Source organism: Mesonia sp. K7 (assembly GCF_003233725.1).
Taxonomy (GTDB): domain Bacteria; phylum Bacteroidota; class Bacteroidia; order Flavobacteriales; family Flavobacteriaceae; genus Mesonia.
Window position 1 is genome coordinate 24,444 of the sequence record NZ_QKQV01000014.1, and the last position, 19,401, is coordinate 43,844.

At 35.8% G+C, this 19,401-nt stretch carries 22 protein-coding genes and 1 tRNA gene; 17 read left to right on the forward strand and 6 right to left on the reverse strand.

Features of this window, described 5'->3' with window-relative positions; all coding sequences use genetic code 11:
* Positions 1–12: 12 nt before the first annotated feature.
* Complete coding sequence (gene murC, locus DNG35_RS10130) at positions 13–1,371, forward strand: UDP-N-acetylmuramate--L-alanine ligase (RefSeq protein ID WP_111128752.1); 1,359 nt, start codon at positions 13–15, stop codon at positions 1,369–1,371.
* Here the strand turns inward: murC and DNG35_RS10135 are convergent.
* A complete protein-coding gene (locus tag DNG35_RS10135; RefSeq protein ID WP_111128754.1) occupies positions 1,368–1,817 on the reverse strand; it encodes a DUF1569 domain-containing protein in 450 nt (149 codons plus the stop codon). The genes murC and DNG35_RS10135 overlap by 4 nt on opposite strands.
* Before the next feature lie 56 nt (positions 1,818–1,873).
* Here DNG35_RS10135 and radC point away from each other — a divergent pair, with 56 nt between their 5' ends.
* Genes radC through DNG35_RS10155 form a run of 4 tightly spaced genes read left to right on the forward strand, consistent with a single transcriptional unit; the run spans position 1,874 to position 5,326 of the window.
* Positions 1,874–2,566 (forward strand): DNA repair protein RadC, encoded by a 693-nt coding sequence (gene radC, locus DNG35_RS10140; RefSeq protein WP_111128756.1) that lies wholly within the window; start codon positions 1,874–1,876, stop codon positions 2,564–2,566.
* A gap of 9 nt (positions 2,567–2,575) precedes the next feature.
* Positions 2,576–3,862, forward strand: coding sequence for a hypothetical protein (locus tag DNG35_RS10145; RefSeq protein WP_111128758.1), 1,287 nt, complete (start codon positions 2,576–2,578; stop codon positions 3,860–3,862).
* The gene (locus tag DNG35_RS10150; protein ID WP_111128760.1) at positions 3,852–4,538 is read left to right on the forward strand and encodes a YjjG family noncanonical pyrimidine nucleotidase; all 687 of its coding nucleotides are present in this window, start codon (positions 3,852–3,854) and stop codon (positions 4,536–4,538) included. The genes DNG35_RS10145 and DNG35_RS10150 overlap by 11 nt, the downstream gene beginning before the upstream one ends.
* Before the next feature lie 5 nt (positions 4,539–4,543).
* Positions 4,544–5,326, forward strand: coding sequence for a hypothetical protein (locus DNG35_RS10155; protein WP_111128762.1), 783 nt, complete (start codon positions 4,544–4,546; stop codon positions 5,324–5,326).
* Between the two features lie 38 nt (positions 5,327–5,364).
* Here the strand turns inward: DNG35_RS10155 and DNG35_RS10160 are convergent, their stop codons facing one another.
* A complete protein-coding gene (locus DNG35_RS10160; protein ID WP_111128764.1) occupies positions 5,365–5,565 on the reverse strand; it encodes a dodecin family protein in 201 nt (66 codons plus the stop codon).
* A gap of 124 nt (positions 5,566–5,689) precedes the next feature.
* Here DNG35_RS10160 and DNG35_RS10165 point away from each other — a divergent pair, with 124 nt between their 5' ends.
* Entirely contained in the window at positions 5,690–6,061 is a 372-nt protein-coding gene (locus DNG35_RS10165) for a DoxX family membrane protein (RefSeq protein WP_111128766.1), read from the forward strand.
* Between the two features lie 157 nt (positions 6,062–6,218).
* Here DNG35_RS10165 and DNG35_RS10170 read toward each other — a convergent pair.
* Positions 6,219–6,293: transfer RNA gene (locus tag DNG35_RS10170), tRNA-Pro, on the reverse strand.
* 54 nt (positions 6,294–6,347) lie between these two features.
* Complete coding sequence (locus DNG35_RS10175) at positions 6,348–7,172, reverse strand: glycosyl transferase (RefSeq protein ID WP_111128768.1); 825 nt, start codon at positions 7,170–7,172, stop codon at positions 6,348–6,350.
* A 93-nt stretch (positions 7,173–7,265) separates the two neighbouring features.
* Between DNG35_RS10175 and DNG35_RS10180 the strand changes: the two genes are divergently transcribed.
* The 4 genes from DNG35_RS10180 to DNG35_RS10195 all read left to right on the forward strand — a co-directional run bounded on the left by DNG35_RS10180 (position 7,266) and on the right by DNG35_RS10195 (position 10,852).
* Positions 7,266–8,000, forward strand: coding sequence for a carboxypeptidase-like regulatory domain-containing protein (locus tag DNG35_RS10180; RefSeq protein ID WP_111128770.1), 735 nt, complete (start codon positions 7,266–7,268; stop codon positions 7,998–8,000).
* 65 nt (positions 8,001–8,065) lie between these two features.
* Positions 8,066–9,289, forward strand: a complete 1,224-nt coding sequence (locus DNG35_RS10185) for a multidrug effflux MFS transporter (RefSeq protein ID WP_111128773.1) — start codon at positions 8,066–8,068, stop codon at positions 9,287–9,289.
* Positions 9,290–9,296: 7 nt separating this feature from the next.
* Positions 9,297–10,418 (forward strand): PQQ-dependent sugar dehydrogenase, encoded by a 1,122-nt coding sequence (locus DNG35_RS10190; protein WP_111128776.1) that lies wholly within the window; start codon positions 9,297–9,299, stop codon positions 10,416–10,418.
* Complete coding sequence (locus DNG35_RS10195; protein ID WP_111128778.1) at positions 10,415–10,852, forward strand: cytochrome c; 438 nt, start codon at positions 10,415–10,417, stop codon at positions 10,850–10,852. The genes DNG35_RS10190 and DNG35_RS10195 overlap by 4 nt, the downstream gene beginning before the upstream one ends.
* A 64-nt stretch (positions 10,853–10,916) precedes the next feature.
* Here DNG35_RS10195 and DNG35_RS10200 read toward each other — a convergent pair whose 3' ends face one another.
* Entirely contained in the window at positions 10,917–11,450 is a 534-nt protein-coding gene (locus tag DNG35_RS10200) for a DUF1697 domain-containing protein (RefSeq protein WP_111128781.1), read from the reverse strand.
* 77 nt (positions 11,451–11,527) lie between these two features.
* Here DNG35_RS10200 and DNG35_RS12200 point away from each other — a divergent pair, with 77 nt between their 5' ends.
* The 3 genes from DNG35_RS12200 (at position 11,528) to DNG35_RS10215 (ending at position 14,733) form a co-directional block, all read left to right on the forward strand.
* On the forward strand, positions 11,528–12,598 hold the full coding sequence (locus tag DNG35_RS12200; RefSeq protein WP_158524892.1) for a DinB family protein: 1,071 nt from the start codon (positions 11,528–11,530) through the stop codon (positions 12,596–12,598).
* 271 nt (positions 12,599–12,869) lie between these two features.
* A complete protein-coding gene (locus tag DNG35_RS10210) occupies positions 12,870–14,222 on the forward strand; it encodes a rhodanese-like domain-containing protein (protein WP_111128784.1) in 1,353 nt (450 codons plus the stop codon).
* 19 nt (positions 14,223–14,241) lie between these two features.
* Positions 14,242–14,733: a hypothetical protein gene (locus DNG35_RS10215; protein WP_111128786.1), complete on the forward strand. Its 492-nt coding sequence runs from the start codon at positions 14,242–14,244 to the stop codon at positions 14,731–14,733.
* 71 nt (positions 14,734–14,804) lie between these two features.
* On the opposite strand, the gene DNG35_RS10220 is transcribed toward DNG35_RS10215, so the two are convergent.
* Positions 14,805–15,128 (reverse strand): antibiotic biosynthesis monooxygenase, encoded by a 324-nt coding sequence (locus DNG35_RS10220; RefSeq protein WP_111128789.1) that lies wholly within the window; start codon positions 15,126–15,128, stop codon positions 14,805–14,807.
* Positions 15,129–15,202: 74 nt separating this feature from the next.
* Here DNG35_RS10220 and DNG35_RS10225 point away from each other — a divergent pair, with 74 nt between their 5' ends.
* From DNG35_RS10225 to DNG35_RS10240, 4 genes are all read left to right on the forward strand, one after another.
* The gene (locus DNG35_RS10225; protein ID WP_111128792.1) at positions 15,203–15,688 is read left to right on the forward strand and encodes an acetyl-CoA carboxylase biotin carboxyl carrier protein subunit; all 486 of its coding nucleotides are present in this window, start codon (positions 15,203–15,205) and stop codon (positions 15,686–15,688) included.
* Positions 15,689–15,791: 103 nt separating this feature from the next.
* Positions 15,792–17,231: an acetyl-CoA carboxylase biotin carboxylase subunit gene (gene accC, locus DNG35_RS10230; protein ID WP_111128795.1), complete on the forward strand. Its 1,440-nt coding sequence runs from the start codon at positions 15,792–15,794 to the stop codon at positions 17,229–17,231.
* An 11-nt stretch (positions 17,232–17,242) separates the two neighbouring features.
* Complete coding sequence (locus DNG35_RS10235; protein ID WP_111128797.1) at positions 17,243–18,784, forward strand: acyl-CoA carboxylase subunit beta; 1,542 nt, start codon at positions 17,243–17,245, stop codon at positions 18,782–18,784.
* Between the two features lie 153 nt (positions 18,785–18,937).
* On the forward strand, positions 18,938–19,393 hold the full coding sequence (locus DNG35_RS10240) for a DUF4168 domain-containing protein (protein ID WP_111128799.1): 456 nt from the start codon (positions 18,938–18,940) through the stop codon (positions 19,391–19,393).
* Positions 19,394–19,401: the final 8 nt, after the last annotated feature.

Below are 19,401 nucleotides of genomic sequence, written 5' to 3' on the forward strand. Positions count from 1 at the left end.
AAAAACGACTCCATGCGTGTACATTTTATCGCTATTGGCGGAAGTGCGATGCACAATCTTGCCCTGGCTTTACATCAAAAAGGATATCAAGTAACCGGAAGTGACGATGCTATTTTTGAACCCTCAAAATCAAGGTTGGCTAAAGTGGGAATCCTTCCAGACGAAATGGGCTGGTTTCCAGAAAAAATCACTTCAGATATCGATGCGGTTATCCTCGGAATGCACGCTAAAAAGGATAATCCTGAATTGCTACAAGCAGAAGAATTAGGTTTAAAAATCTATTCTTACCCTGAATTTTTATACGAACAAAGTAAAAATAAAACCCGTGTAGTTATTGGTGGTTCACACGGAAAAACCTCGATCACCTCTATGATTTTGCATGTGTTGCATTACCATGATAAAGAAGTCGATTTTATGGTAGGAGCACAATTAGAAGGTTTTGACACGATGGTACATTTGACAGAAGAAAACGATTTTATGTTGTTGGAAGGTGATGAGTACTTGTCTTCACCAATCGATAGAAGGCCAAAATTTCATTTGTACCAAGCTAATATTGCTTTGTTGAGTGGCATTGCTTGGGACCACATCAATGTTTTCCCGACGGTCGAAAATTACAAAGAGCAGTTCGAGGTTTTTGTAGATACAATGGTTAACGGCAGTATTTTGGTGTATAACGAAGAAGATGAAGTAGTAAAAGAAATTGCCGAAAACGCCACCAAACCTACCAGAAAACATCCTTACGTGACGCCTGAATATTTTGTGGAAGACGGAACGACTTTTTTGGTTACCCCAGAAGGCGATATGCCGGTCGATATTTTTGGAAAACACAATTTGAGTAATCTCGCTGGAGCTAAATGGGTATGCCAGCATATGGGCATCGACGAAGATGAATTTTATGAAGCAATAGCTAGTTTTAAAGGTGCTTCTAAACGATTAGAAAAAGTTTTTCAGAATAATGCGACGACTATTTATAAAGATTTTGCTCATAGTCCGAGTAAGGTGAAGGCTACTACGCAAGCAGTAAAAGAGCAGTTTTCAGATAGAAAATTGCTAGCTTGTTTAGAATTACATACCTATAGTAGTCTTAATACAGAATTCCTAAAAGAATATAAAAATGCTTTAGATGCAGCCGATGAAGCCGTAGTTTTTTATTCGCCAGAAGCGGTGAAAATCAAAAAGCTGGAAAACTTAGAGAAAGAAGATATTGAAAAAGCTTTTGATTATAAAGGATTACAGGTTTTTACGAATCCAAAAGAATTTGAAGCATTCCTAAAAAAACAAAATTACCAAAACTCAACCTTATTATTGATGAGCAGTGGTAATTATGGCGGATTGGATATCGATTGTATCAGTGAAGTTTTACAACTCTAGTTGCTAAATTGTCTGAAATGGTGGTCGAGGTGTTTGTATTGCATTTGTCCCCATTGCTGTTTGGTAAATTTCCCAAAAACAGGGTGTTCTTGCCAATTTTCTTTGTCTTTTTGTTGATGAAATTCAGTAATCAAACCTTGTAGTTTGCTTTTTTCGGTACCAAATACCTTATCAGACACAATTTTAAACTCAGGAGCTGTGGGCAGACCTTCTTTCCAAGGTTTGTCATTATAGAGTTGAGGTTTCACGAGCTTAAACATCATTCTCATCAAAAAATTAGGCTTTTGAATCGTTTCTTTTTCGAGCGCAATCCCTAGAGGCTTCTGACAATGGTGCAACATTTGCGAGATATTCATTTCACCCCATTTTTTAGGGTTATTGGGCTGAATTTGTTCTAAACGCTCTTGTATTTCGTGATAAGCAGAAGTGTCGAAAAGTGATTTCATGAGAATAAAATTTATTTCTAAAAGTACGATTAATTTTTTGTTCTTATCTTTAAGAAATGGACAATAAATCTTTTACCATAAAAAATTGGGCGCAAGACGATAGGCCTCGCGAGAAACTTCTTAATAAAGGCAGAACCGCTGTGAGCGATGCCGAATTAATAGCAATACTTATTGGTTCGGGAAACAAAACAGAAAGTGCCGTAGAACTTTCTAAACGCATTTTAGCCTCGACTGATTATAAGCTTAACGATTTAGGAAAAGTGTCGGTCAACCAACTCATGAAGTTCAACGGAATTGGCGAAGCTAAAGCTATCACCATTGTTGCCGCTTTAGAATTGGGTAGAAGAAGAAAAAGTGAAGCTGTCGTGAAAAAAAATAAAATTACTTCGAGCAAAGATGTTTTTGAGGTAATGAACTATCAATTGGGAGAACTCAAACACGAAGAATTTTGGATTTTGTACTTGGATAACAGCAACCAGATCATCGAAAAATTTCAACTGAGTAAAGGAGGCATTAACAGTACGATTGTTGATGTTCGGCTGGTATATAAAAAAGCTTTAGAAATCGCGTCGGTGTCACTTATCTTGGTGCATAATCATCCTTCCGGAAACTTAAACCCTAGTTCACAAGACAAACAAATTACCCGAAAACTACAAAAAGGTGGTGAAAGTTTAGATATAAAAGTATTAGACCACTTGATTATCACCGAAAAATCATACTTTAGTTTTGCCGATGAAAATTTGCTGTAACCCAAATTTATGATACTCATTTATACCCAAAATATAACACCCAGAATCACCTATACTTTACGGCAAGTTTGTACCAAAATTTTGGGTTATCCGATAACGATTACTTCAAAAATTGAAGATTTTATCGCTCATGAAGGCATCAAATTTTCTTATGGAAAGCAGCGTTTGGGTAACGAGTTTTTTGTACAAGAATCAGGTTTATTACATGAGCAAGGCTATACCGATATCGAGGTGAAGGTAGCTGAGTGGGAAGACACCATTTGCTTTTTTAAGGTTTCAGAAGCGAGCGATTTGCCTTTCGATATTTTTTCAGCGTCTTTTTATATGTTGAGTCGCTATGAAGAATATTTACCACATGTGAAAAATGCCAATAACAGCTTTCCTTATCAAGAAAGTTTAGCTTACAAAAATGATTTTTTGGAACAACCAGTCGTAAATATTTGGGCAAAAAAGTTCGTTGCTTTATTAGAAAAAAAGTTTGAGCTGACTCATGATTTTCAGCGAAAATTTAGGGTTAATAATATTCTCGTTGTCGCTGAAGGTTATAAATACAAGAAAAAAGGAATTGTCAGAACTGTTGGCGGAATATTTAAAAGTTTATTGAGTCTTGATTTACCTAGCGTGATAGAACGTATAAAAGTGATAGTTTTCTTGCAGAGAGATCCGTATGATGTTTATGACCAATTGGTAGAATTCTCTAAAAAATTCCACTTTAAGTGGATGAGTTTTTTTCAGTTGAGCAATTATTCTTTGTATAATAAAAACTTGAATCACAATAAAATGACTTATCATTACCTTATCAAATCGATGGATGATTATGGTAATGTTGGGCTTTTGCCTGGGAAAGATGCCTTAGAAGAAGTAGAGGTTTTAAGGCAAGAAAAAAGAAGGTTTGAGGCCATTGTGAATCAACCTCTTAAAAATATTTGCAGTAATAGCTTCGATATCAATTTACCTCAGTTTTATAACCACCTAGACGAATTGGAAATTTCGCAAGATTATTCGATGTGCTTTCCAGAAATTATTGGTTTTAGGGCAGGAACTTGCACTTCGTTTTCTTATTATGATATCACTTACGAAAGGGTTTCACCACTTACTTTGCATCCTATTGTTTTTAATAGCAATGCTATAGAAAACTATACCTATTATGAACTAAAAAATAATCTCCTCAAAATTAGGGAACAAGTGAAAAAGCATCATGGCGATTTTTCGATGATTATTAAAAATTCGGACTTTTGTGATTGGTTAAAAAATGAAAAATACCTTAACCTTTTTATACAACTGAATGAAAAATAAGATTACCGATATTTTTTTTGATTTAGATCATACCCTTTGGGATTTTGAAAAAAACTCTGATTTGGCTTTCCGAAAAATATTTGAAATCAATAGAGTTGAGGTAAATATTTCTGAATTTTTAAAGGTTTACAAACCTATCAATCTAGAGTATTGGCGACTTTACCGAGAAGATAAAATAAGTAAAGAAAGCTTAAGGTTTTCAAGACTTCATCAGGCTTTTTTAAAACTAGGGAATTCACAGCCAGAAAACTTGATACATCAACTTTCGGAAGATTATATTGCCTATTTACCAGATCATAATTTTTTGCTTGAAGATGTAGATGAGATTTTATCCGCTTTAGCACAATATTATAAGCTGCATATCATTACCAACGGTTTTACCAAAGTACAATATAAAAAACTTCAAAATTCTCATATAGATCACTATTTTTGTACAGTAACCACTTCAGAAGACGTCGGAGTAAAAAAACCAAATCCAAAGATTTTTGAATATGCTATGAAAAAAGCAAAAGTGAATTCGGTTCAATCTTTGATGATAGGAGATAGCCTTGAAGCAGATATTTATGGAGCACAAAATGCTGGTTTAGAAACGGTACTTTTTGATCCAGAAGAGAGTTTAACTTATGAAGGTTTGAAAATTAAAAAATTAAAAGAATTAAAAACACTATTATTATAAAGCATATGAAAAACATACTTTTCATTTTAACCGCTATTTTGTTTTGCACAACTTTCGCTAAAGCACAAGAATTGAATGATATTAGAAGGTTAAATGACTATAAATATTTTATTGTTCCCATGCAGTTTAAAACTGCTGATGAACCTAACGAATACTTATTGTCGTCACTTACAAAGCACTTGTTAGAAAAAGAGGGCTTTACTGTATTGGTTGACACGGAAAGATTTCCTGATGAATTAGCATTCAACCCTTGTCTTGCTTTAAAAATAGAATTACAAGATGAAGAAGCGGCTATTAAATTTTCTCGAGAGGTTTATATGAAGTTTACAGACTGTTATAACAATGTTATTTATAGGACAGCATCAGGTAAAAGCAAGAAAAAGATGTATAAAGATTCATACCAGGAAGCTTTGCGCGAATCTATGCGAGATCTTTCAGGCTTTACTCATACATATGTGCCTATAGAGGAAAATAAAACAGAAACTCAAGTATCAGGTATTGCAGCAACTGAAAAACCACTAACATTTCTTGATTTTAAAGATGTTGATTTAATAGCTGATAATGATATTTATCGTTTATCAAAAATAGATGCTGGATATTTACTTGTAAATAAAGATTCAGAAAAGCGAATTGCATTTATTTCGGAAAATTCAAGCGGTAATTATTTATACAATTCAGAAAAAATAAATGGCTCCATAAAAATACTTGATAAAAAAACCCTTGAGGTAGAGTATTTTGATATGGAAGAAAATGCGATGAAAAAAATAACCTATACTACCAAGAAATAAGACAAACAAAAATCCGCTTTAAGCGGATTTTTTAATATTTAACTCACTTCAAAGGAAATTTTTAGATTGACTCGATACTCGGCAACATTTTCTCCGTTTACCACAACACTCTGCTCGTTAACATAAGCACTCTTTATGTTTTTGACTGTTTTTGAAGCTTCTTTTATTGCATTTTTAGTGGCGTCTTCCCAACTAGAAGTTGAATTTGCCATAACTTCGATTACTTTTACTACTGCCATAATATTTCTGTTTTTAAGTTAGAGCCTTTAAGTTAACAAATAAAACTTGCTTTATAAGTGGGTTTAACAAAAACTTAAAAGGAAATGACTTAATTTTATACTGCTAATTTTTAATTACTTTATCATGAAAGTTGTAAAACTTATCGTTAGAATCATTTTCGGACTTATGTTTATCAATGCGGGTCTCAACAAGTTTTTTATGTATATGCCTATGCCGGAATTAACCGAAGAACAAATAAAAATATTTTCTGCTTTTAATGAAATCACTTGGCTGTTTCCTTTAGTAGCTATAGTTGAAATTGTGGGCGGAATATTATTTATCATTCCAAGAACAAGGCTTTTAGGGGCGATGGTGATTTTACCTGTTATGGTTGGTATTCTTTTACATCATATGGTCTTAGAGCCAGAGGGTTTAATACTTACCGCTGTCTTTTTCGTGATAAATATATGGGTGATTCTAGAAAATAAAGAAAGACTCAAGCTCTTGATTTTGTAAAAAAAGTCGGGAAGAGAGATTAGCTGGGCTGATCCTAATAGGGGTTGTTACCATTTCGGCACCACGTCTTTTTGTTCTTCTTGCTTATGTAGGCTGGGGCTTTCAACTTTCAAAAACAAAAAAGCCAATAATCAAAAAGATTATTGGCTTTACTTTGTCGGGATGAGAGGATTCGAACCTCCGCTCTCGCGCCCCCCAGACGCGCACTTTAACCGGACTAAGCTACATCCCGAATTGAGTAGGCGAAGATAAAAAATCTAAATAAATCTTTAAGCTTTAGAGGCTATTATTTCACAGCAATTTGATAAACTTCCATCAGTTTTTTCCATTGTAAGCGATTGTTATCCTGGCTCACATTATAACGTTTTAAGGTAATCTCTTGAGTGTTTAAGATAGTAATGGGGTGTAGTGTTTTTTTTGTAATTACAACAGGAGCATCATTGAGTAGCCCCATAGCTTTAAACCACAGATCGTCGGCTTTAGGAGCGAGTAAATTCATTTGTTCGATATTAAAAACTTCTTCGTTTAAGGAATTAGGTGGATACAAAACCCCAAAAACACCAAGCGGTAATAAAAATTTAGAGCTTATTTGATGGGCATAAACATAAGGCCATTTTTGGTAAGGTAAAGGTTCTTCATTTTTATCAAATTTAATGAGCCGTGCAATATTAGAAATAATAGCGTTAGGGTTTTCTAGGTGTGTATGATACAAAGTTTTTAGAAAATTGGCAGGATAGACCTGATCGTCATCAATAGTAACTATGTTTTCTTTGGGAAATCGTTTTAAAGTTTCTACAAGTTTTAAATGCGGACAATCGATTTCGGATAAATGAATTTCAAAAACTTCGCCTTCTAAGTTCTTTAAATTTTTTGGGATCGAATTTTTTAAACTTTTATGGAGGTTTAAAATAACTTTTTTTGGTTTGGCATTTTGTGCTAAGATACTTTTAATCGTCAGGTACACTACCTCCAGCCTCGATGGAATAGTCGTTAAAGAAACAATGACAGGAATTTCTTTTTTAGGATGTGGTTTTTTTAAGTGCTTATTGGAATAAAAAGAAAGGCGTGATTTATGATATAAATAGGGCAGAAGTTCCTTAAAAATTTTCACAATATAAGTTTATAGACAATTTAGGTGCTAAAAATAATACAGCTATAAACATAGAACTTTTCTAACGATTTTTTCTATATTTAACTCAAGAAGATGCGATTAAAAATAGACATACCAGAACCTTGTAGTGAATCTTGGCAAAAGATGACACCAAATCAAGACGGAAGGTTTTGTGACAGTTGCCAAAAAACGGTAGTCGATTTTACAAAATTTTCTGATAGAGAATTACTTCATTACATCAAAGGGAAAGACCAGCTTTGTGGTCGTTTTTACCAAAACCAACTCAAAGAATACCAGGCGAATACGAGTGCTTTTCAACTTTCATCACGCTGGAGTTTTGCTTTAAGTCTGTTTACTTTTTTAGGAATTTCTTCACCGATTTTTGCTCAAACCTCAAACCCAAAAACCGAACAAACCGATAACAAATCTTGGAAAAGTGTTTTACCCCAAAAGAAATCACTTCAAGATTCAATCACCTTTACTGGGACTGTTACGGATGATCAAGCGATGCCTTTACCTGGTGTGAATGTTGTTTTAAAAGGAACGACCATTGGCACTCAAACCGATTTTGATGGTAATTTTAGTTTGAAGGTTTCAAAAAAAGATGTACCTGAGAAAATTGACCTGTTCTTTTCTTATGTTGGTTTTGATACTCAAGAAAAAAGAATTAAGAATAAAAATGAAAATATAAATATATCTTTAGAACAAGGTCCTGCATTAGGAGGAGTTGTTGTTTATAGCTATAAAAAACAAAATATCTTCCGACGCACAGGCAATTTCTTTAAAAGACTTTTTACCAAGAAAGAAAAAGAAACCTGCGAACAGTAATTAATTATTTGTTAAACTTCATTTTTCCACCCTCACAAAATCAAAGATTGTAAGACCTTTGCAGTATGCCACAAATTTCTAAAAAACAAGAAAAAATCGTCCTATTCGTCTTAGGAACGATGATTGCCCTTGGGCCTTTTTCTATCGATATGTACCTGCCTGGCTTCGATTATATAGCCGATGAGTTTAGCGTAAAAAAAGCAGATGTAGGCTTGTCGCTCACGAGTTATTTTATAGGGATTGCTTTAGGACAATTGGTTTACGGCCCGCTCATGGATAAATTTGGTCGTAAAAAACCCTTATTGATTGGTTTGCTTATCTATTTTCTCGCTGCCTTAAGTTGTGCTTATTCGCCCAACTTGATGTGGTTGGTTGTTTCGCGTTTCTTTCTTGCTATGGGGGCTTCCGCTGGAATGGTTGCTGCTAGAGCTGTTGTGCGTGATGTTTTTCCGCCAGAAGAAGTCGCTAGAGCCATTTCTTTTTTAATGCTGATTATGGGTGGCGCACCCATTATTGCACCCACTGTAGGAAGTATGGTCATTGCTCATTTCTCATGGCATATTATTTTTGTAGTGTTAGCCCTGTTTTGTTTTGTGATTTTTATCAGTGTATCGAGTTTTTTGCCCGAAAGTATTGTGCCAGATAAAACCGTTGAACTCAAACTTACCAAAATTACCAAAAAATATTACGAAATTATGACCGATAAAGTATTTATGACTTTTTCGCTCGCAGGCGGATTTACAATTGGTGCTTTATTCTCTTATATTACTTTTGCCCCTACTTTATTTCTCGACGAGTTCAATCTTACCGAAACCCAATTTGGTTGGTTCTTTGGGTTAAATGCAGCAGGCTTAATTGCGGGAAGTCAAATGAATAGGGTAGTGCTTAAAAGAAATACTACTTTTTATGTGACTAAAGTGATTAGTGTGTTATTGGTTTTAGTGGGAGCATTGCTATTGTTAAATACCTTTTCTTTCAACAACTTTTACATCACCTTGGTTTTACTATTTACGATTTTGTTTTTACTAGGATTTCAAAACCCAAATACAACAGCGTTATCGCTCTTTCCGTTTACCCAAAGAGCAGGCAGGGCATCCGCTTTGGTAGGAAGCTTAAAAATGGGTGTAGGAGCGATGGTTTCTTTTATCATCAGTAGTTTTTTTACCGATAGTGTCTTGTTTATGAGTTTTGTGATTTTTATATGTTTACTCATCAGCGGATTGTTGATTTTTAGGTTTCAAACAAAATATAAAGATACTTGTGATAGTTTAATATTAACTGATAAATAAAGTAACTATGAAAACCCTACCCAAACTTCTTTTAGGTCTTTTGGCGTTTTCTTTTTTAATCGCTTGTGGTCAAAAAAAGCAAAACGATCAGCAAATCGATCAAGTGCTCACTTACGATTATGAAGTGGTTGTCAAAGACCTTCAAATCCCTTGGGCATTTGCTTTTTTGCCTGATAATTCGATGCTTATTACCGAAAAAGACGGAAGGCTCATTCATTTTAATGACGGTAATAAACAAGAAATTTCAGGTTTACCAGAAATTTATAACCGCGGTCAGGGCGGTTTGTTAGATATCGCTTTGCATCCTAACTTTTCAAAAAATAAACGCTTGTACTTAACCTATGCTTCACCAGCTGGAGATGATAACGGCGGAAATACCGCATTAATGCAAGCAGAACTTTCAGACGATCAGCTCATCAACCAGAAAGTACTGTATAAAGCAATTCCTAATACCACAGCAGGACAACACTTTGGAAGCCGAATAGTGATTGATAAAAACAATGACATCTATTTTTCAATTGGTGAAAGAGGCGAGCGTGATGTCAATCCGCAGGATATAAAAAGAGATGGCGGTAAAATTTATCGTTTACACGAAAATGGGGAAATTCCAACTGATAACCCTTTTTACAATCAAGTTGATGCAAAAAAAGCCATTTACAGTTACGGTCATCGCAATCCGCAAGGTATGGAAATTCATCCAGAAACAGGAGAACTATGGTTGCACGAACATGGTCCAAAAGGTGGTGATGAAATCAATATCGTAAAAAAAGGAGCCAATTATGGTTGGCCGGTGATCACATACGGTGAAAATTATAGCGGGACATCGATTACCGATATCACTGAAAAAGAAGGGATGGAGCAACCCATTCATTATTGGACACCAAGTATTGCACCTAGCGGAATGGCTTTTGTAACTGTTGATAAATACCCTGAACTCAAAGGTGGTTTATTGGTTGGCTCGTTAAAATTTCAATATTTAGAATTTTTAAAACTCGACGGAAATAAAGTCGTAGAGAGGAGAAAACTCTTAGAAGATATAGGAAGAGTACGCAGCATCAATCTTTCCCCAAAAGATGAAATCTATATTGGAGTAGAAAATTTAGGAATCGTAAAACTAGTTACCAAATGAGAAAACTCATCTTTGTTTTGATGATGATAAACTTCATCGCTTGTAAAGATAAAAAAGGAAAAAACACTACCGAAGATTATACTTCGGTAAATAGCAATCAGCTTATTGTCGAGCAGGAACAATCAGGCAAAGCGATTTATACCGAGTTTTGTGTACAATGCCATTTGCCTAACGGTAAAGGAATTCCAAAAATATATCCACCACTGCGCGACTCTGATTGGTTAAAAAACAAGCGTACCGAAAGTATCCATGCTGTAAAATATGGTTTAAGCGGAGAAATTACCGTCAACGGAAAACCCTACGAAAATATCATGACGCCTTTAGGTCTTACCGACGAGGAAGTGGTAGATGTAATGAATTATATCATGAACGCATGGGGAAATAAAGAAGAAAACCCAGTGACTTTAGAAGAAGTGAAACGTGTGAAAAAGTAAAGTTTAATTTGAAATCGAAATTGAATCCTAAAAATATTTTCATCTGATTTCTTAAGTTTTTATGCTATAATTTAGCCCCAATTTTCTCTATCGTATTCCAATTGCGGGTAGTGAGTTTTTTATTAAAAGCTTTATCCATCTTTTCCATGGCTTTGGTAGTTTTACTTTTAGTGAGGTCTAAAACAGAAAACAGTTCCTCATCGGTAATTTTGACAAAAGTAAAGGATTCGTCTTCCATTTCTTTAAGTGAGATGCTTTTATCTAATTTTTCGTACAAAAAGCTCACATAAAGCCGGATGTCTTTGTGAACCTTTACTTGCTGAAAAGGCTTGGATGCTAACATGGCTAAAATAACCTCTTTACTTCTTATCACTGTTGGTATCGGAAACTGAAAATGACTTTCGAGTAAGATAGTAAGTTCGTGTTCTAGTTTTTCCGTAGAAGCCACTTCAGTATCTAGAATAATATTGCCTGAATTGAGTAATGTCAAGATGTTTTTATAGTTATTTTTTTCTAGAAGTGTCTTCAGTTCTTTCATCGGAGCTTTGTGGTGACCGCCGACGTTAATTCCTCTTAGAAAAGCAACGTAAGTTTGCATAAAATTTTTGTTGGGTGTTTAAAACTAAAAAGAAAATTGCGATATTTGACTGTTAACAATCAAAAAATCACAAACTCATGAAAATTTTAAAGTTTATAGGAATACTCATTCTTTTAGTAATTGCCTTCTTCTTGATTGCAGGTTTGGTGATGCCAAAAGAGTTTACTTACGAAGAAGAAATCGTAATCAATCAACCTGAAGAGCAAGTGTTTGATTACATCAAACATCTAAAAAACCAAGACAATTATGGTACTTGGAACCAGATTGACCCAAATATGAAAAGTACCTACGAAGGTGAAGACGGAACGGTTGGTTTTACGACCTTTTGGGAAAGTGAAAACTGGCAAGTAGGAAAAGGAAACCAGAAAATCGTCGATATCAAAGAAGGTGAAAGCATTTCTACAGAAATAAGATTAGACGGTTGGGATGACCCGATGTTGGCAACCATGAGTACAGAACCGATTGGTGATAACCAGACGAAAGTTACATGGAAAAATGAAGGTCACAGTCCGTATCCGTTTAATGCCATGGCATTGTTTTTTGACATGTCCGATGATTTCGAAGAAGGTTTAGAAAACCTAAAAGAGGTACTGGAAGCACAAGAGACGGTAGTAAAAGATGATGAATTAGCGGCATTGGTAGCACAATACAACCAAACCAAAGCAGCACTTATTGCAGAAGTAGAAGGCCTGTCTGAAGCACAACTTACCTTTAAGCCTTCTCCAGACCAATGGTCGGTTGGGCAATGTGTCGATCACATCATCAAATCAGAAAAAGGATTACTCGATATGTTACAAACAGCAATGACAGAGCAAAAACAAATATCCAGAGATTCGATTATGGTAAGTGACGAAGAACTAATGGGCTTTATTGTAAATAGAGAACAAAAAGCAAAAGCACCAGAAGCCATACAAGGAGAAAATGTGTATAAAGATGCCCAAACAGCGATCAAAGATTTTACAGCACAGCGAGAAGCCTCTATCGATTTTGTAAATAATTACTCTAGTGAGCAATTGCGTAATCAAGTCTTAGAGTCACCATCAGGTTATGTAGATGCGTATCAGTTTTTAAGCTTTATTTCTGGACACGGAACCAGACACACCGAACAGATCAAGGAAGTAAAGGCAAATGCTAATTTTCCTAAGTAAATCATACGTCACCCTGAACTTTTTTCAGGGTCTCGTCTAAATTACTGCCCTACTTCTATTTACTTCAGCTTCGTTCAACAGAGATAGCTCAGTGACCTAGATAGGTTAAAAACAACAATTTTCTTCCCCTCTTTTTAGAGGGGAATATTTTTTAGAATATATTCTGAAAAATAAGAAGCGTGTTTTTCTGCTGCTTGCTTTTATTTCTTTTTAAGCTTATTTCTATTCCTTTTTTTATCTTTGTTGTTTATACAAAAGCATAGAAAAAGAAATGAATATCAAACAATTTTCAGATAAAGCCTTGGCCCATTATTCGTATGCCATTCTTTCAGAGGGTAAAATGGTCATCATCGACCCTTCTAGAAATCCACAGCCATATTACGCTTACGCGGAAGAAAACAAAGCAAAAATCGTTGCGGTTATCGAGACACACCCGCATGCCGATTTTGTGAGTTCGCATTTACAAATACACCAAGAAACAGGCGCAACCATTTATACCAGTCAATTGGTCGGTGCAGAGTACCCGCACGAGAGTTTTGATGACGGAAACATCATTACCTTAGGAAAAATTACCTTATCGGCAATCAATTCTCCAGGACATTCGCCAGATAGTATATGTGTATATGCAGAAAATAACGAAGATATCAACGATAAAGTTTTGTTTACAGGCGATACCATTTTTATAGGAAACGTAGGGAGACCAGATTTACGAGAAAATGTAGGGAATATGCAAGCCAAGCGAGAAGAATTGGCAAAAGCGATGTACAAGACCATTCAGACAAAATTCAATAATATACCCGACAATACCATCATTTATCCAGCTCATGGAGCAGGCTCACTTTGCGGAAAGAATATGAGTAGTGCTTCTTCCAGTACAATGGGCGAAGAAAGACAATCAAATTGGGCATTTCAGAAACAAACCGAAGAAGCTTTTGTAGCGGAAATATTAAAAGATCAGCCTATGGTGCCGCATTACTTTGGTTTCGACGTAGATACCAATAAAGCAGGTGCAGATCACTACGAAAGATCGGTAGGTAAAGTGCCAAGACTCATCAATCGTTCTAAAGTAGAAAAAAACATTTTGGTGATCGATACCCGTGAAATTTCTGACTTTAAAGCAGGGCATTTACCCAACAGTATTAACATCGAAGCAATAAGAGAAGCGCAGAAGTTAGAAACTTGGTTGGGTGCGATTGTAAAACCAAGAGAAGCTTTTTACCTGGTGGTCGATTCTGTCAATCAGTTTGATACTTATTTAGAGCGTATTGCTAAAATTGGTTATGAAAAACAACTTAAGGGAATTGTCACTATCGAACATCGTTTATTAAAAACTTCATCTAAAATTTCTGCCAACGAGCTTAAGGGTAATGAAGACAAGTATACTATTGTAGACATCAGAAACCTATCAGAAGTAGAAGAGAACAAACCTTTTGCCCATTCGGTACATATTCCGTTACACGAGTTGCGAGATAGAGCACATCAAATCTCGAGTGCTAACGGAAAACCAATCGTTGTACATTGTGCTGCAGGTTATCGAAGTGCTGCTGGAAGTAGTATTTTGGAAAACACTTTTCACGAAGCAGAAATCTATGACCTAAGCGACGATATCAAAGCGTTTATGTAACTCCTAAGATAAATTTTTAATGAAGAAAACAACTGCCCTTTTTGTTTTTGCGTTTTTATGTTTGGCTTGTGTAGAAGAAAATACTAAAAGTGAAAGTTTACAAGATGAAATAAACAGTTTGCAAGCTAAAAATGATTCGTTGACTAAATTACTACAAGACGCTGAAATCGAATCTATAGACAAAATAGAAGCAGAGATCCTTAAAGAAAATCAAGATTTACAAGTTGATAACTATTGGTTCTCTCAGTACGATGGTGATGATTTTAAGAAAATGGGTATCGAAAATCCAAGGGAATATATCAAAAACGAATTGCGCAAAAAAACAGAGCTCATTCCACTAAAAGCTGTGGTTGGCGGAACGATGCGTTTTGGAAACATTCAACTTTTGAGCAACAAATGGCTTATTGCCGATTATAATGATGGACACATCGAAGGAAGAGCAATATACGAATACAGCATTGCCAAAAACAAAACGGTAAGTTTTAAAATTATAGATCAATTAAATCATTAAAAAAGCCTCAACTAATGAGGCTTTTCCTATTTCAAAATTTGTGGGTCTAACTGAAGCTTTAGCATGCTTTGCTAAAGACTATTAAAATGATATTCTCGCTCAACTTTTGCAATTCTTATATGGTAATGGGCATACCACTTTTCTTTACCTAATTGCTGTGCAATTTGGTGTTGCGTCTGAGTTTTCCAATCTTTAATAGCGTTTAGACTTTTCCAATAAGAAACCGTAATCCCAATTTCACTTCGTGCAGAATCGAATCCTAAAAACCCAGGTTGTTTTTTTGCTTGAGCCACCATTTGTTCAGACATATGATAATAGCTTTTATCATGTTTATCTTTGAGAGTAGAAACAAAAATGACTGCATAATAAGTTTGAAATCCAGGTTTTTCTTCCATAAAATTAAAATTGAGTAACCGCTAAAGATTTTTTATATTTACAACTTCCTAAAATTAATGAGAAAAAGACATTTATGAGTCATAAATACCAAGTAATTGTAAATGAAGATTTACACTACGCACTTTCTACTCAAGAGATACAAAATCTAGATATAACCAAGATAAACACTACTAAATATCATTTGGTGGAAAATTACCAATCGATAAAAGCAGAAATTATTTCTAGCAATTTTCTTGAGCGTAAATATACTATTAGCATCAATGGCAATACTTATGAGACACATATCGAAACTCCATTAGACATTTTAATAGATCAAATGGGCTTATCGGTAAACGAAGGTCAAATGGTCAATGAGGTAAACGCCCCAATGCCAGGGTTAATTCTAGAAATTAGCGTAAACGAAGGTGACGAAATAAAAGAAGGTGACTTTTTGTTGGTGCTTGAAGCTATGAAAATGGAAAATACCATTACTTCACCACGTGACGGTGTAATTAAAAGTATTAGTGTGGCCAAAGGAGAAACTGTAGATAAAAACCAAGTTTTAATAGTATTTGAATAAATAACTTGTATAAGTAACATCATTCTGTATTTGATACGGAATCTCACCTGAAGAGGTGTTAAAACGAATTCGGTATGATGTCAAGAAAAAACAAAAACAATACATGAAAAAAATATTAGTAGCCAATAGAGGAGAAATTGCTTTACGAGTGATGAAAACCATTAAAAAAATGGGGATCAAAACCGTAGCGGTCTATTCAGAAGCCGATCGGAATTCACCTCATATAAAATTTGCAGATGAAGCGGTTTGTCTTGGTCCAGCACCAAGCAACGAATCATACCTCAAGATGGATAAAATTATCGAAGTTTGTAAAGAACTTGGTGTTGATGGTGTCCATCCAGGCTATGGTTTTTTAAGTGAGAATGCCGCTTTTGCAGAACTGACAGAAAAAAACAACATTACTTTTATCGGGCCAAGATCAAAAGCCATTGAGGTGATGGGTAGTAAATTGGCTGCCAAAGAAACCGTAAAAGCCTACGATATTCCTATGGTTCCAGGGATAGACGAAGCGATAGAAGATGTAAACAAAGCCACGCAGATTGCAAGAGAGATAGGTTTTCCAATTTTGATTAAAGCCTCTGCTGGCGGTGGCGGGAAAGGAATGCGTGTTGTCAACGAAGAAAAAGACCTTGAAGAACAGATGAAACGAGCGATTAGCGAAGCTAAATCTGCTTTTGGTGATGGTTCTGTTTTTATTGAAAAATATGTAGCATCTCCAAGACACATCGAGATACAAGTGCTTGCCGATACCCACGGAAATATTATTCACTTAGTAGAAAGAGAATGTAGTATCCAGCGTCGTCACCAAAAAGTGGTTGAAGAAGCACCTTCGGTGGTTTTAGACGAAAGTCTGAGAGAAAAAATGGGTAATGCTGCCGTAAAAGTGGCACGTTCTTGTGACTATGTCGGTGCAGGAACCGTAGAGTTTTTATTAGATGAGAATAAAAATTTCTATTTCTTGGAAATGAATACCCGTTTACAAGTAGAACACCCAGTAACAGAACTCATCACTGGTGTCGATTTGGTCGAGCAACAGATAAAAATAGCTCGAGGCGAGGTGTTGGAAATTCAACAAGAAGATATCAAAATCAACGGTCATGCGATGGAATTGCGGGTGTATGCCGAAGATCCGTTGAACGATTTCTTACCAAGCGTAGGAAATTTAGAAACCTACCAATTGCCTGTGGGTGAAAACATCCGTGTAGATAACGGTTTTGAAGAAGGAATGGATGTACCTATCTATTACGACCCCATGCTTTCAAAACTAATTACTTATGGCAAGAATAGAGAAGAGGCTATCCAATTAATGATCGAGGCTATTGCCGATTATAAGGTAGAAGGTGTAAGTACTACTTTAGCTTTCGGGAAGTTTGTCATGGAGAACGAGCACTTTAAAAGTGGTGATTTCGACACCCATTTTGTCAAAAAATATTTTACTCCTGAAGCATTGAGTAAAAAAAATCAGGCAGAAGCCAAATTAGCGGCTAAGGTAGCTTTAGCACGTTACTTACAAGAAAAAAAATTATTAAAAACCCCTCATTAAATCATATTTATATGAGTGATAATACAAAACAATTAGAAGAAAAGATTGCGCTTGCACATTTGGGCGGAGGAGAAAAACGAATCGAAAAGCAACACAGTAAAAATAAACTTACCGCAAGAGAGCGTGTAGAATATTTGCTGGATGAAGGTTCATTTGAAGAAATCGGACTTCTAGTAACGCACAGAACAACAGAGTTTGGACTCGATAAAGAAAAATATTACGGTGATGGTGTAATTACCGGTTACGGAACTATTAACGGAAAGTTAGTCTATGTCTTTGCACAGGATTTTACGGTTTTTGGAGGAGCACTTTCAGAAACCCATGCCGAGAAAATCTGTAAAGTGATGGATTTGGCCGTGAAAGTAGGCGCACCAATGATTGGATTAAACGATTCTGGAGGAGCGAGAATTCAAGAAGGCGTTCGCTCGTTAGGCGGTTATGCCGATATTTTTCACCGTAACGTAAAAGCGTCGGGAGTGATTCCGCAGATTTCGGCAATTATGGGGCCTTGCGCTGGTGGAGCGGTTTATTCGCCTGCGATGACCGATTTTACGTTGATGGTGCAAAACACTAGTTATATGTTTGTGACAGGACCTAATGTGGTGAAAACGGTAACCAACGAAGAAGTAACTTCAGAAGAATTGGGAGGCGCAAGTACACATTCAACAAAATCAGGAGTGACGCACGTGACCAGTGCTAATGATGTGGCTTGTCTGGAAGATGTCAAAAAACTAATTAGCTATTTGCCTTCATCCAACAAAGAAAAGCCTGAAAAGTTGGCTTTTACTTTAGGTGACGAATACCGTGATGCCTTAGAAACCATCATACCAGATAGTTCTAATAAGCCTTATGATATGCATCATGTGATTAACGGGATTATTGATGCAGATTCTTTTTATGAAATTCACAAAGATTTTGCGGATAATATCATTGTAGGTTTTGCCCGCCTCGGCGGAAGAAGTATAGGGATCGTAGCCAACCAACCGATGAGTTTAGCTGGAGTTTTGGATGTCGATTCTTCTAGAAAAGCGGCAAGATTTACTCGTTTCTGTGACAGTTTTAATATTCCGTTGTTGGTGTTGGTTGATGTACCTGGTTTCTTACCAGGAACCGATCAAGAATGGAACGGCATTATTTTGCACGGGGCAAAATTACTTTATGCTCTAAGCGAAGCCACCGTACCTAAAGTCACGGTGATTACCCGTAAAGCTTATGGTGGAGCTTATGATGTGATGAATTCTAAACACATCGGTGCCGATATGAATTTTGCTTGGCCAACAGCAGAAATTGCCGTGATGGGAGCCAAGGGAGCTTCAGAGATTATCTTTAGAAAAGAAATTGCTAATGCCGATAATCCAGAAGAAAAACTAAAAGAAAAGGAAGCAGAGTATGCAGAGTTGTTTGCCAATCCGTTTGAAGCGGCCAAGCGTGGCTTTATCGATGAGGTGATCAGACCAAAGGAAACCCGTAGAAAACTAATCAAGGCGTATGCGATGTTAGAAAACAAAAAAGTATTGCGTCCTGACCGTAAACACGGCAATATTCCACTTTAAGTGAAATTGAAGGTAGGAGTTTTGGCGTTGAAGTTGTTATATAGATGAAACTAAAAGGGTTTTAAATCTTGTTAAGATTTCTTTAAAATGAGTTAATAAGGCTTCTTTTAAATTATTATTTAGTACTATTGAAAATCAAAATAAAAAAGAATTATGAGAAAATTTAAAAGTTTATTTGTGGCAATTGCATTAATGGCAGGTATTTCCTCTTTTGCACAAGAGGTAAAACCAGTTTCCGATGCAGAATTAAATACATTTGTAGAGGTTTTTAGTGAGCTACAAGCAGAAAACCAAAGTGCACAAAAAGAAATGATAGCTTTGATGGAAGCAGAAGGTTTGACCTTGGCACGTTTCCAAGCAATTCAACAAGCCCAAGCAACACCAGATGCGGAAATAGAATATACAGAAGCAGAAAAAGCAAAGTATGATAAAATAATCGCTGCAATCCAACGTATGCAACCTGCTTTACAAGCGAAAATGGCTGAAGTTGTAAAAGAAAAAGGTTTATCAATGCAACGTTACCAAGAGATTGGAACTCAAATCCAGACAAAACCAGAATTACAACAAAAAATTCAGGACAAAATGATGAAAGCTCAGACGCAAATGTAATTTGGAGT

Bases quoted from the DNA above. Each gene is read 5' to 3' on its own strand.
- DNG35_RS10160 (WP_111128764.1), bottom strand. From the start codon at position 5,565: ATGGCAGTAGTAAAAGTAATCGAAGTTATGGCAAATTCAACTTCTAGT.
- DNG35_RS12200 (WP_158524892.1), top strand. From the start codon at position 11,528: ATGAAAATTTTAAAGTTTATAGGAATACTCATTCTTTTAGTAATTGCC.
- DNG35_RS10190 (WP_111128776.1), top strand. From the start codon at position 9,297: ATGAAAACCCTACCCAAACTTCTTTTAGGTCTTTTGGCGTTTTCTTTT.
- DNG35_RS10145 (WP_111128758.1), top strand. From the start codon at position 2,576: ATGATACTCATTTATACCCAAAATATAACACCCAGAATCACCTATACT.
- DNG35_RS10200 (WP_111128781.1), bottom strand. From the start codon at position 11,450: ATGCAAACTTACGTTGCTTTTCTAAGAGGAATTAACGTCGGCGGTCAC.
- DNG35_RS10240 (WP_111128799.1), top strand. From the start codon at position 18,938: ATGAGAAAATTTAAAAGTTTATTTGTGGCAATTGCATTAATGGCAGGT.
- DNG35_RS10135 (WP_111128754.1), bottom strand. From the start codon at position 1,817: ATGAAATCACTTTTCGACACTTCTGCTTATCACGAAATACAAGAGCGT.
- DNG35_RS10225 (WP_111128792.1), top strand. From the start codon at position 15,203: ATGAGTCATAAATACCAAGTAATTGTAAATGAAGATTTACACTACGCA.
- DNG35_RS10155 (WP_111128762.1), top strand. From the start codon at position 4,544: ATGAAAAACATACTTTTCATTTTAACCGCTATTTTGTTTTGCACAACT.
- accC (WP_111128795.1), top strand. From the start codon at position 15,792: ATGAAAAAAATATTAGTAGCCAATAGAGGAGAAATTGCTTTACGAGTG.
- DNG35_RS10220 (WP_111128789.1), bottom strand. From the start codon at position 15,128: ATGGAAGAAAAACCTGGATTTCAAACTTATTATGCAGTCATTTTTGTT.
- radC (WP_111128756.1), top strand. From the start codon at position 1,874: ATGGACAATAAATCTTTTACCATAAAAAATTGGGCGCAAGACGATAGG.
- DNG35_RS10165 (WP_111128766.1), top strand. From the start codon at position 5,690: ATGAAAGTTGTAAAACTTATCGTTAGAATCATTTTCGGACTTATGTTT.
- murC (WP_111128752.1), top strand. From the start codon at position 13: ATGCGTGTACATTTTATCGCTATTGGCGGAAGTGCGATGCACAATCTT.
- DNG35_RS10150 (WP_111128760.1), top strand. From the start codon at position 3,852: ATGAAAAATAAGATTACCGATATTTTTTTTGATTTAGATCATACCCTT.
- DNG35_RS10195 (WP_111128778.1), top strand. From the start codon at position 10,415: ATGAGAAAACTCATCTTTGTTTTGATGATGATAAACTTCATCGCTTGT.
- DNG35_RS10215 (WP_111128786.1), top strand. From the start codon at position 14,242: ATGAAGAAAACAACTGCCCTTTTTGTTTTTGCGTTTTTATGTTTGGCT.
- DNG35_RS10235 (WP_111128797.1), top strand. From the start codon at position 17,243: ATGAGTGATAATACAAAACAATTAGAAGAAAAGATTGCGCTTGCACAT.
- DNG35_RS10185 (WP_111128773.1), top strand. From the start codon at position 8,066: ATGCCACAAATTTCTAAAAAACAAGAAAAAATCGTCCTATTCGTCTTA.
- DNG35_RS10180 (WP_111128770.1), top strand. From the start codon at position 7,266: ATGCGATTAAAAATAGACATACCAGAACCTTGTAGTGAATCTTGGCAA.
- DNG35_RS10210 (WP_111128784.1), top strand. From the start codon at position 12,870: ATGAATATCAAACAATTTTCAGATAAAGCCTTGGCCCATTATTCGTAT.